Origin of the sequence: Lentzea sp. (genome assembly GCF_036380075.1) — a bacterium.
Classification (GTDB): Bacteria; Actinomycetota; Actinomycetes; order Mycobacteriales; family Pseudonocardiaceae; genus Lentzea.
Genome location: NZ_DASVFL010000212.1, coordinates 1 through 10,868 on the forward strand (window position 1 = coordinate 1; position 10,868 = coordinate 10,868).

The window sequence follows — 10,868 nt, forward strand, 5'->3', positions numbered from 1 at the left end:
GGACCGTGACACGAGGCGACCTCGGCCTGGATCTCTCGACGATCACGAGTGTGCTGCGTTACCACCACGTCAGCCAGCGTGCGCACGGCCTGGCAGGTCATCTCGCGTTCGAGGTGTCCGGAGAGGCGGAGGACATGACCATGGTGCTGTTGGTGCAGGCAATGCGGTTCATCGCCGGTCACGAGCTGGTTCACCACGCGTTCGGTCACACTACCACGGACCGGCATCAGGAGTACCAGGCCGACGCGGGTGCCCACATGACGCTGGTGAGGATGGGAGAGACGGGGCCTCGCAAGGCGACCTCCGCCAGCGTGCTCGCGCTGTGGGGAGGGCTGGTGGCCGTGCTCGCGGTGCACTCGGCGGAGAAGGCGCTGTTCATCCGATGTGGAGCCAGCCATCCGCCTGCCCTGGACCGCGTGCACGTGCTGCTCGCTCAGGTGGATCAGAACGTGCGGCGCTCGGCCGAGGTCTTTCTCCGGCCGCTGCTGACGGCGACGGATGCGGCCGCGGTCTTCGCCGAGGGTGCCGAAGTCTTCGACAGCAGCCGGGTGCTGTCCTCTCCGATGATCAGCAGCCCGTTGTCGGCGAGCTACCTGCGCAGTGTCGAGATCCTGGACGCGGCGATGTGCTGCCCGCCGGAGCGGTTGGTCGCGGGGATGAGTCAGGGAAGTGTGGATGGGCTGGGCGAAGGCGCGCGGCTGGCTTCCGCCGGGCGTGCGGCGGAAGCCCAGCACCGCTGGGGAGTGCGGGACGATGTGGTGCGGCGGCTCGTCGATCCTCTGTAGCCGCTGACATTTCACACCCTGGTATCACGTCTCGAGGAGGCGTTCGCCGGTCTCAGCCTGCCGAGGAACACCGTCGCGGTCACCGGTGCCAGCTTGCTGGCGCCCGCGTTGAGTCAGGTCGCCACGACGTAGTCTTCCGCCTGATCAGGAAAGGGTGGCCGGGAGGTTCTCGAAGCCGCGCAGGATGCGGGTCGGGCGGCGGCGTGCGCCGGGGAGCGGCTGGAGGTCCGGGAAGCGCTCGAAGATCGTGCGCAGGCCGATCTCCCCCTCCATGCGCGCCAGCTGGGCGCCGAGGCAGTAGTGGCGGCCGGCGCCGAACGAGACGTGGTCGCGGGCGTTCTGGCGGGTCACGTCGAACGCCGACGGGTTCTCGAAGACGGACGGGTCGCGGTTGGCGCCCGCGAGCACGGTGGTGACGAGCTGGCCGCGGCGGACCGGGACGCCGGCGACCGTCGTGTCGCGGGCGCACATGCGGCCGGTCAGCAGCACCGGCGGGTCGTGGCGCAGGACCTCGTCGACGGCGTTGCTCCAGAGTTCCGGTTGTGCGCGCACGGCTTCGAGCTGCGCCGGGTGCCGGGTCAGCAGCGAGATGCCGTTGCCCAGCAGGTTGACCGTCGTCTCGAAGCCGGCCGCCAGCACCAGGCCCGCGGTGGCCTTGAGCTCGCGCTCGGTGAGGCCCTCGCCGTCCTCGCGGGCGGTGATCAGGCGGCTGAGCAGGTTGTCGCCGGGGTTGCGCCGCAGCGCGTCCAAGTGGTGGCTCAGCCAGGCGTCGAACGTGGTCAGGGTGGTCTCGACGGTGCGGAACACCCGCCACGACAGGCCGAGGTCGAGGCTCGGGGCCGCGGCGCCGCCGAGTGCCAGGACCGTGGCGCGTTCCTCCTGCGGCACACCGAGGATCTCGCTGATCACCGTCACCGGCAGCAGCCCGCAGTAGGCCTCGATCAGGTCGACCGGGCCGGCCGGGTCGAGGTCGTCGAGCAGCTCGTCGGCGATCTGCTGGGTGCGGGCGCGGAGCTGTTCGACGGCTCGGGCGGTGAAGACGCGGGTGACGAGCTTGCGGTAGCGGGTGTGCGAGGGCGGTTCGACGGCCAGCAGCGACGGAGGGCGGACGGGGTGCATCACGTCCGTGTCCGACCACGCGGCGAGCTTGCCCAGGATGCCGGCGCCGAACCGCGGCCGCGCCGTCACGAACGCGTCGTCGGACAGGACCGCCTTGACGACCTCGTGCCGGGTCGTGGTGTGGCCGACCTGCGTGGCGGCGAGCGGGCCGCGTGCGCGGATCTCGTCGAACAGACCGGTCAGGTCGGCGCCGGTGGAGGCCTCGACCGTGATGCGGCCCTGGAGGTCGCCGCGGCGGGCGGCCAGGCGCAGCACCGTGCGCGGCAGGGCGTGGCCGATGCCCCAGCGCACCGCGGGCTTGACGTGCTGATCAGCCAGGGTCGTCACGCTTCGCAGCGTGGCCGGTGGGCCGCCACGAGTCAAGGTTTGGGCCGTCCGGAGGAACGGAGGTCCACTTGGGACTGCACGATATGGTGCCGCGCCATGGAGATCCGGGCGCTGCTCGACCGCAGGGACGACGACCGCTTCGCGCAGGAGGTCGAGGAGTTCGCGGCGGCACAGGGGATCACGACGTTCCAGCAGATCATCGACCTGATGGCGACCGCGCGGGACGGTGACGTCGTGCGGCGGGCGTGCCGGGCGTTCTCGGTGCTGAAGGCCGACGACGAGGTCTACGTCGAGGCGTTGCGGCACCCGCACGAGACGGTCCGCCGCGAGGCCGCGAGCACGTTCGGCGGCGAGCACGCGCTCCTGCACGCCCGCGCACTGCTCGCGGTGCTGGCCGACGAGAACCCCGACGTGCGGCAGGAAGCGCTGTGGGCGTTCGGCACGATGGGTCCGGACGTGGTGCCGCTGCTGCAAGAGACACGTCGCACGGCGCGAGGTGCGGTGCGACGGGCCGCGCTGGTGGGGATCGCGGAGGCCGCGGGCCCGGACGCGTTCTCGGCGCGGGACCGCAGGGTCCTCGAGCGGTTCATCGCGGCCAAGGTCGCCGACGAGACGTCCGACGGCGAGGAGATGCACCTCTGCGGCGGCTGGTACGCGCTGCGGACGGACGACCAGGCGGCCGTGCTCGGCGCGTGCGACCTGCGGGACCCGGTGCCGGTGACCAGAGTTCTGGGCGCTCAGGCCTGGAACAGCGACCACCACGCGTGGGCGAAGGACGACGAGCACGTCGAGTGCGCCAGGGTCTACGTCACGGGCGCGTGGGACGGCTGGACGCTGGTGTTCGGCGAGCCGTTCGCGCACGGAACCCGTTCGGTGCCCGAGATCTGCGCGATGCTGAGCGCCGTGTTCGGCGAGGCGCACTACTACGGCATGAGCTGCGGTGACGCGTGGACGGCGTGGTGCGTCGCGGAGAAGGGCGAGGTCGTCCGCTACTACGACGCCTTCAAGGCCGAGGACCAGTTCGGTGCGCTCGACGTCGAGGACGGCTGGAACCTGCCGCACGACTGGAGCGAGGAGAACGAGGACCTCGAGGACATCTGGGCCACCGACGTCGCGCAGGAGCTGTCAGTCGACCCCACGGACTTCGAGGGTGACGTCGCGGGCCACGGCGTCCTCGCGTTGACGCAGTGCGGCCGCGTTCACGGCTCTCCCAAGGGTTTCCTGCAGATCAGCTCGTGACCGCCGGGACGATCGGCACCTCCAGGGCGCGGACGACGTCGTTGTCCGCGTCCGTGACCACGCCGGCGACCTCGCTGAACGGCAGCACCGAGAACCTCGACGCCGTCCCGATCTTCTCGGAGCTGGCCAGCACGTACGTGTCGGCGGCCTGCTGCGCCAGCGCGCGCTTCATCGCGGCTTCGTCCGCGTCACCGGTCGTGAGGCCTGCGTCTGGATGCACGCCCGTGACGCCCAGTAGGAACACATCGGCGTGCACGCCCCGCGCGGCTTCCACGGCAGCCGCGCCACACGCGACCATCGAGTGTTTGAACAGGCGCCCGCCGATCACGTAGACGTCCACGTTCTCGTGCTCCTCCAACGCACTCGCGATCGTCGGACTGTGCGTCACGACCGTGGCCCGGAAGTCGAGCGGTAGCGCGCGCACGACGGCAAGCGTGGTCGTGCCGCCGTCGAGGATTACCGTGCTGCCCGGTTCGATCAGCTTGGCGGCCGCTCGCGCGACCCGTTGCTTGCCATCGACCTCGACGCCCTGACGCGTCGCGTAATCAGCGATAGCGGGGGATGCGGGCAATGCACCGCCGTACACGCGTTGGCAGAGTCCCGCCGCCGCGAGATCACGCAGATCGCGGCGAATCGTGTCCTCGGAGATGCCGACTTCGGCGGCGAGATCCTTGGCGACGATCCGGCCGTCAGTGCGCAGGCGTTCGAGCAGCAGGTCACGGCGTTGGGCAGCCAGCATGCACGTTTCTCCTTGTTTTTGCCGAGTCTTGCACATTATGGTCGGCGGCATGCTGATTCTCATCGCGGGCCCCTACCGGTCCGGCACCGGGGACGACCCGGCCCTGCTGGCGCGCAACCTCGAACGCCTGGAGGAGGCGGCGTGGCCGATCTTCCGCAGCGGTCACGTGCCGATGATCGGCGAATGGGTGGCGCTGCCGGTGCTGCGCGGCGCCGGTGGCTCGTCCCCGGCGGACGCCATCGCGTCGGAGATCATGTACCCGACCGCGGAACGGCTGCTGCGGCACTGCGACGCCGTGTTGCGGCTGCCGGGCGAGTCGACGGGTGCGGACGAGGACGTGCGCATCGCCCGTGAGCGCGGACTGCCCGTGTACGAACGGGTCGAGGAGATCCCGGGCTACCGCGCTGCCTGAGTGTGGTCAGCCGCGGGCGGCGGCGACGAACTCGCGCATGCGGCCGTGGTCCTTCACGCCGCGGCTCGACTCGATGCCGCTCGACACGTCGACCCCCCACGGCCGCGCGGTGCGGATCGCGCCGGCCACCGTCTCCGGGTCGAGCCCGCCGGCCAGCACCCACCGGCCGGTCGGGCGGTTCTCATCGAGGCGCGAGATGTCCCACTGCTCACCGGAGCCGGCGACCGGCGAGTCGATCAGCAGCAGCTCCTCGCCGAACGCGCCGGTGCGCACGTCCGTCGACGGCCCGAGCGCGGTGGCCCTGACCAGCTGGAACGGCAGGTCCGCCAGCTCGTCGAACGCAGTCTTGGGGTAGTCGCCGTGCAGCTGCAACGCGCGCACGCCGGTCTTCAGGGCCAGCTCACCGGCCTCGGCGGCGGTGATGCCCCGCACGACGGCGACGGTCAGCACGTGGTCCGGCACGCCCGCGACCAGGGCGCGCGCCAGGTCCACGTCGATCTGGCGGGGACTGGTCGTGAGCACGACACCGATGGCGTCGGCCCCGGTCTCGACCGCGACGGCGACATCGGACTCGGTGCGCAGGCCACACAGCTTCACGAACACGACGTCCAGTCTAGTGCTTCGTTTCGGGTCCGAAGTGGACGGTCTGGAACGGTCCTCGCGCCCCGCGCGTCCGATCCCGGTACGCAGCCGAGGGAGGAACACCGTTGTCGGACGAGGACCGGCCGGAGTCGGTCGCCGGGTGGGAGCTGACCCGCCACGGCCGCCGGGAGGACTACCGCAAGAGCCTGGCCAACGGCGTCACGGTGCACGCGCGCTGGGACGGTGGGACCGGTGTCGTCGAGGCCCGCGTCGACCCGGCGGGCATCGGGCGCACGCTCACCAGCAGCCGCAAGGAGTTCCGCGACAAGGAGGCGTTCTTCACCGCCGCCCGGCTCGTCGTCGACGTGGCCGCCAACCTTCCGTCGTTCCGCATGGGCACCGAGACCCACGCCGAGCACGTCCTGACCGGCGAGGTGGCGGGCACCGTCGACGCGATGCCGGGCTCGGGCGGTCTGCCGGAGGCGGAGCTGAGGTTCACGCTCACCGACGGGCGCGCGGTCACGCTGATCCTCACCGAGGAGCAGGCGGACGACCTCACGTCGAGCATTCACTCGCTCAGCAAGCACGTGTGGTCCGTTTATCACGACTCCCTGGAGGACTCCGACGGGGAGGACGCCGATGAGGAGGACCCTGACGAGGAGATTCGGGAGGTGGCCGAGGTGCCGGACGTCAGCGAGGTCGACGCCGGCCCGGACACCGGGCACGAGCTGATGACCGTGCTGGAACAGCGGTTCGGCGTCACCCAGGACTTCCTGCTGGCCCACGTCGACTGGTCGGCCGTGGTCGTCGTCGGCGAACCCGCGGTCAGCACGTTGCTCGACCGCGCGGACGAACTGGCGCAGGCCATCGCGCCCCGCTGGTTCCCCGGCGCGGTGGAACGGCCCGGCGAGGTCTGGGTGGTGCTGCACCGGGCGTTCGGGGGCTGACGTTCTCCTGCCGGACGACGATCCACGGACTTGCCCTTCTGGTGGCACTTCAAGTGGTTCCTCCGCAGGTGGGTCTTCGCGGTGCTCGCCGGCGCGGCCGTCGCGGGCCTGCTGCTGGGAGGCCTGGGCGAGCTGGAGAACCTGTCGCTCGCGGTCATCGGCCCGGTCTGGGGGGACGCTGCTCGCCGGCGGCGCGTGCCTGGCGCTGGCGGCCCGGCGCGCTGGCACGGGCGCAGACCCTCGAACAGGTCGTCGCGAAGGCCGTCAGCCGCGAAGGGTTCGGCTGGGAGATCGAGCAGATTGCCTCCTCGGGGTTGCAGACGCGGGTGTCGTCGCTCACCTACGTCACCGGCCTCGCCGAGCCGGCGAAGGCGAGCCCGTGGCCGTGATCAGGGCTTGAACGGCAGCAGCTCCTCCTCCACGCCGGTCCTGACCACCACGCACGTCGACTCCGGCACCTCCTGCCACGCCCCGACCAGGTCGGCCAGCGGCTCGGACACGATGAGGCGCGAGTCGTCGGTCAGGTCGTGCAGCGCCGGGTTGTCCGGGTACTGGCGCCGCAGCGTCGTGACGTCGGTGCTGTGGAAGAGGCTGCGCGACTTGCCGCGGCTGGAGTAGCGGAACGCCCACGTCGTCGAGCCGTCGGTGACCGCGACGGTCATCTGCACCGGGTACTCGACGCCCGCGCGCCGTCCCACGTCCTCGACGAACTCCACCATGCGCGCCACGGCGGCGTGCGGGTCCTGCTCCAGACCGAAGCTGACCGCCAGGTAGAACATGATCTCGGAGTCGGTCGAGCCCTCGACCAGCGGGAACAGCTCGGGATCGATCGCCAGCATCAGCTCGCGCCGCACCAGCGGGAACTTGGCGATCAGCCCGTTGTGCATCCACAACCAGTTGCGGTAGCGGAACGGGTGGCAGTTGGACCGCTGCACCGCACCGCCCGTCGACGCCCTGACGTGCGCGAACACCCGGTCGACGGTGATCTGCGCGGACAGCTCGCGCAGGTTGCGGTCGTTCCACGCGGGCTCGGTGCTGAGGAACAGTCCGGGCGTTGAGGCGTTGCCGTACCAGCCGATGCCGAACCCGTCGCCGTTCACCGCCGTCGCGCCCAGGCGGGCGTGCTTGGACTGCATGACGAGCGAGTTCTCCGGCGCGTAGAGCAGCTCCTCCAGCAGAACCGGCGAACCGGAATACGCGAGCCACCGGCACATGACGACCTCCTCGAACCCAGTGCTACAGGGGAACACGTAGCAGACGCCGGTCGCGACGTTTGCGGCGACGCGCCCATCTCGGGCAGCATGGCTCGGGTGACGGTCCCTCCCGGCTTACGGCCCCCGCCCTATGAACGGCGAGGGAACTTCGAGACGATCGAGGTCCAGGCCCCGGCGGCTCCCGCTGGGCCGGTGGGTGCCGGCCCGATGAGTGCCGGACCGATGCGTGGGGCGCCGGTGGGCGCGGGACTTGTGAGCGCTGGGCCGGCGAGCGCCGGGCCGGTCGAGGTCGCCGACGCGCCGGAGGACCGCTCCGACATCGCCGTCATCGGCCCGATCGCGGCCCTCGTGCTCGCCCTGACCATCTGCACGCTGATCCTCGACCACCCGGCTGCCCGCGCCGTCGCCGCGGGACTCGCCACACTCGGCCTGGTCGTCGCGGTGGCCCTGATGCTGATGGCCAAGAAGCCGAAGCCGGGACGCCACGTCGCCCGGCACTCCGTCGACCCCGAGGCGACCGACCGGATCCCGCCCGGCTGGAACACCGTCGACCGGAACACGGGGAACCGCCGCCGCTGACCGGCGCCACCGCACGGTGCCGCTCCCAGCGGTCTCCGCCGGCTCACCTCAGGGTTGCCAGGCCCGCCTTCGCGTACTTCTCGTCCAGGTCGCCGCTCGGCGCCCCGCCCACGCCGATGCCCGCCACGGACGTGCCGTCGACCGCCACCGGGACGCCGCCGCCCAGGAACAGCGTGCCCGGGATGTCGCGCAGGGTGGCGCCCTGGCCCGTGACGCGGCCGGCGAGCTCCGAGGTCGGGGCGTTGAACGAGACGGCGGTGAAGGCCTTGCGGCGGGCGGACTCCTCGGTCTGCGGGCCCGCGCCGTCGCCCGCCAGCAGCACGACCAGGTCGCCGCTCCGGTCGACGACGGCCACCGTGACGCGCTGGTTCTCCTTCTCCGCCGCGTCGAGGGTGGCCTGCGCGGCCTTGATGGCGGCGTCGATGGTCAGCACCTTCTCGGTGCGGGTGGTGGTGCGCTGGTCGGCGGCCGCGTAGCCGCCTCCGACGGTGAGCACGACCAGGGTGGCGACGGAAACCTGAGCTGCGATCTTCTTGAGGTCCATGGCGACAACACTGCGCTGGTGCGCGGGGTTTGCCATGGTGGTGACGGTTGAACGCCGGTTCAACCCATCGGTTGACCCGTGGGGCCTTCCGGGTCGCCTAATGTCGCCGGGGTGTGGCTGCACAGGGCGATGCATGCGGGTTTCTACGTGCTGTTGACGGCGTCGGCGGCGCGGTACGTCGCGTACCACGGCGCCGATCTCGTCGTGCTCGGGCTGGCGCTCGCGCTGGGGCTCGGCTATCCCGCGAGCGTGCGGTGGACGCGGGCGTTGCCGGTCGTGCTCGCCGTGTGGCTGGTGCTGGTGTGGCTCGCGCCGAGCTTCGGCTGGTGCGCGATCCCGTTGTTCTTCCAGTGCCTGCGCCAGCTCAAGCCGCGCGTGGCCCTGCCGATCGCGGCTGTGCTCACGGCGGCCGTGGTGCTCGCGCAGGTCAGGCTGGCGGCGACGTTCGACTGGTCGCTGGTGCTCGGGCCGGTGGGGGTGGCGGTGCTGACGGCGGCGGTGTTCTTCGACCGCGCGCGGCTGCTGCACGAGGCCGGGGTGCTGGAGGAACGCCAGCGGCTCGCGCGCGAGATCCACGACACGCTGGCCCAGGGGTTCTCGAGCATCAACCTGCTGCTCTCGCTCGGGGAGACCGGCAAGGCGGCCGAGGTCGCGCGGGAGAACCTGGGCGAGGCGCGGCGGTTCGTGCGCGACCTGGCGCCCATCCACGGCACGCTTGTAGACGCCTTACACCGGTTGGTGCCGCACGTGGAGATCGACGGCGAACCGTACGCGCTGAACGTGCAGACCGAGGTGGCGCTGCTGCGGGTCGCGCAGGGAGCCGTGGCCAACGTCGTCGAACACGCGGAAGCCGATCGGGTGGCGATCACGCTGTCGTACCTGGGTGACGCGGTGGCGATGGACATCGTCGACAACGGCAAGGGGTTCGACCTCAGCGAGGTGCGGCAGGCGGAGGGCCGCGGCCACGGGCTCGCGTCCATCCGCGGGCGCATCACCGAGCTCGGTGGCACCGTGTCCGTGGAGAGCGCGCCGGGGGAGGGAACCGCCGTGGCCGTGACGGTGCCGACGCCGTGAGGGTGCTGGTGGTCGACGACCACCCGGTGGTCCGGTTCGGGCTGACCGGGTTGCTGTCGCGCGACTTCGAGGTGGTCGAGGCGGCGACGGGCGAGGAGTCGCTGACGAAGGCGTCCGGGGTGGACGTCGTGCTGATGGACCTCCAGCTGGGCAAGGGGATCGACGGCGTGGAGGCCACCCGCCGGATCCGCGCGCTGGAGAACGGGCCGCAGGTCGTGATCCTGACGACCTACGACTCGGACGCCGACATCGTGCGCGCGGTCGAGGCGGGTGCGATCGGGTACCTGCTCAAGGGCTGCGACCCCGAGGAGCTCACCGAGGCCGTGCACACCGCGTCGACCGGGCAGACCGTGCTCTCCCCGGACATCGCGCAGCGGCTGCTGGGTCAGGTCCGCGACCCCGCGCCGAAGGTCAGCAAGCGCGAGATCCAGATCCTCGAGTGCCTCGCCAAGGGGCTCGCCAACAAGGACATCGGACAGGAGCTGTTCATCAGCCAGGCGACCGTGAAGACCCACCTGGTGCGCATCTTCGTCAAGCTCGGCGTCGAGACCCGCACGGCGGCCGTCACGGCCGCCGTGGAGCGCAAGCTCATCCGGCTCTAGGCGCTGTCCTGCGGATCTTCACCTGAGGTGGAGGACGATGCAGGCCAGGATGATCTCGGAGCGGTGGTAGGCGGCTCGTTTCGCGAACCGGGTGGCCAGGCCGCGGAACTGCTTGAGGCGGTTGAAGCAGCGCTCGACCACGTTGCGCAGCTTGTAGATGTTCGGGTCGAACGCCGGTGGCCTGCCACCGGCCGAGCCCTTGGCCTTGCGGCGGGCGATCTGGTCCGTGCGCTCAGGAATCGTGGCCTTGATCCGCCGCTGCCGTAACGCGGTGCGGGTGCTCGGGTGGGTGTAGGCCTTGTCGGCGATCACCCGCCCGACCCGTACCCGCTGCCCGTCCACGTCGATGTCGTGGATGTCCTCGAGCAGCGGCAGCAGCTGCGGGTTGTCGCCGGCCTGGCCGGGTGTGAGGATCACCGCCAGCGGCAGGCCAGCGGCGTCGACGGCCATGTGGAGTTTGGTGGTCAGTCCTCCGCGGGAGCGTCCGAGGCATTCCCCGTCGATGGCGAGGTCCTCGATCCAGTCGGCGCAGCCCCCTTTTTCCGGGCGCCGGCCGCGTGCTGGTGGGCCCGCACACTCGTGGAGTCGATGCTGACCACGAACGCGACGTTGTCCTCGAGTGTTCCGAGTGAGTCGTCTTTGACGATCACGTGCTCGAGGATCCGGTCCCACGTCCCGTCCGCGGTCCACTTCCGCAGCCGCTCG

Annotated in this window: 13 protein-coding genes and 1 pseudogene; 7 read left to right on the forward strand and 7 right to left on the reverse strand. The window is 71.1% G+C overall.

Going from position 1 to position 10,868, the window contains the following annotated elements; genetic code table 11:
• On the forward strand, nt 1-785 hold a 785-nt coding region (locus VF330_RS23480; protein ID WP_330853818.1), incomplete at its 5' end, for a hypothetical protein.
• Nucleotides 786-929: 144 nt separating this feature from the next.
• Here VF330_RS23480 and VF330_RS23485 read toward each other — a convergent pair.
• Nucleotides 930-2,231: a cytochrome P450 gene (locus tag VF330_RS23485; RefSeq protein ID WP_330853819.1), complete on the reverse strand. Its 1,302-nt coding sequence runs from the start codon at nt 2,229-2,231 to the stop codon at nt 930-932.
• A 96-nt stretch (nt 2,232-2,327) separates the two neighbouring features.
• On the opposite strand from VF330_RS23485, the gene VF330_RS23490 reads away from it, so the two are divergent.
• Nucleotides 2,328-3,470, forward strand: coding sequence for a HEAT repeat domain-containing protein (locus tag VF330_RS23490; protein WP_330853820.1), 1,143 nt, complete (start codon nt 2,328-2,330; stop codon nt 3,468-3,470).
• On the opposite strand, the gene VF330_RS23495 is transcribed toward VF330_RS23490, so the two are convergent.
• Nucleotides 3,460-4,209: a DeoR/GlpR family DNA-binding transcription regulator gene (locus VF330_RS23495; RefSeq protein WP_330853821.1), complete on the reverse strand. Its 750-nt coding sequence runs from the start codon at nt 4,207-4,209 to the stop codon at nt 3,460-3,462. The genes VF330_RS23490 and VF330_RS23495 overlap by 11 nt on opposite strands.
• A 49-nt stretch (nt 4,210-4,258) precedes the next feature.
• Here VF330_RS23495 and VF330_RS23500 point away from each other — a divergent pair, with 49 nt between their 5' ends.
• Nucleotides 4,259-4,621 (forward strand): DUF4406 domain-containing protein, encoded by a 363-nt coding sequence (locus VF330_RS23500; protein WP_330853822.1) that lies wholly within the window; start codon nt 4,259-4,261, stop codon nt 4,619-4,621.
• 6 nt (nt 4,622-4,627) lie between these two features.
• Here VF330_RS23500 and VF330_RS23505 read toward each other — a convergent pair whose 3' ends face one another.
• Complete coding sequence (locus tag VF330_RS23505) at nt 4,628-5,224, reverse strand: phosphoribosylanthranilate isomerase (protein ID WP_330853823.1); 597 nt, start codon at nt 5,222-5,224, stop codon at nt 4,628-4,630.
• Nucleotides 5,225-5,328: 104 nt separating this feature from the next.
• Here VF330_RS23505 and VF330_RS23510 point away from each other — a divergent pair, with 104 nt between their 5' ends.
• The gene (locus tag VF330_RS23510) at nt 5,329-6,150 is read left to right on the forward strand and encodes a hypothetical protein (protein ID WP_330853824.1); all 822 of its coding nucleotides are present in this window, start codon (nt 5,329-5,331) and stop codon (nt 6,148-6,150) included.
• A gap of 389 nt (nt 6,151-6,539) precedes the next feature.
• Here VF330_RS23510 and VF330_RS23515 read toward each other — a convergent pair whose 3' ends face one another.
• Nucleotides 6,540-7,364, reverse strand: a complete 825-nt coding sequence (locus VF330_RS23515) for a class II glutamine amidotransferase (RefSeq protein WP_330853825.1) — start codon at nt 7,362-7,364, stop codon at nt 6,540-6,542.
• 237 nt (nt 7,365-7,601) lie between these two features.
• Here VF330_RS23515 and VF330_RS23520 point away from each other — a divergent pair, with 237 nt between their 5' ends.
• A complete protein-coding gene (locus VF330_RS23520; RefSeq protein WP_330853826.1) occupies nt 7,602-7,943 on the forward strand; it encodes a hypothetical protein in 342 nt (113 codons plus the stop codon).
• Nucleotides 7,944-7,986: 43 nt separating this feature from the next.
• On the opposite strand, the gene VF330_RS23525 is transcribed toward VF330_RS23520, so the two are convergent.
• Nucleotides 7,987-8,523, reverse strand: coding sequence for a heme-binding protein (locus VF330_RS23525; RefSeq protein WP_330853827.1), 537 nt, complete (start codon nt 8,521-8,523; stop codon nt 7,987-7,989).
• A gap of 75 nt (nt 8,524-8,598) precedes the next feature.
• On the opposite strand from VF330_RS23525, the gene VF330_RS23530 reads away from it, so the two are divergent.
• A complete protein-coding gene (locus tag VF330_RS23530; RefSeq protein WP_330853828.1) occupies nt 8,599-9,561 on the forward strand; it encodes a sensor histidine kinase in 963 nt (320 codons plus the stop codon).
• A complete protein-coding gene (locus VF330_RS23535; RefSeq protein WP_330853829.1) occupies nt 9,558-10,163 on the forward strand; it encodes a response regulator transcription factor in 606 nt (201 codons plus the stop codon). The genes VF330_RS23530 and VF330_RS23535 overlap by 4 nt, the downstream gene beginning before the upstream one ends.
• Before the next feature lie 18 nt (nt 10,164-10,181).
• On the opposite strand, the gene VF330_RS23540 is transcribed toward VF330_RS23535, so the two are convergent.
• Together VF330_RS23540 and VF330_RS23545 are read right to left on the reverse strand one after the other, a co-directional pair.
• Nucleotides 10,182-10,613, reverse strand: a complete 432-nt coding sequence (locus VF330_RS23540; protein WP_330853830.1) for an IS5 family transposase — start codon at nt 10,611-10,613, stop codon at nt 10,182-10,184.
• Between the two features lie 14 nt (nt 10,614-10,627).
• Nucleotides 10,628-10,868: pseudogene (locus VF330_RS23545) on the reverse strand (hypothetical protein); the annotation flags it as partial.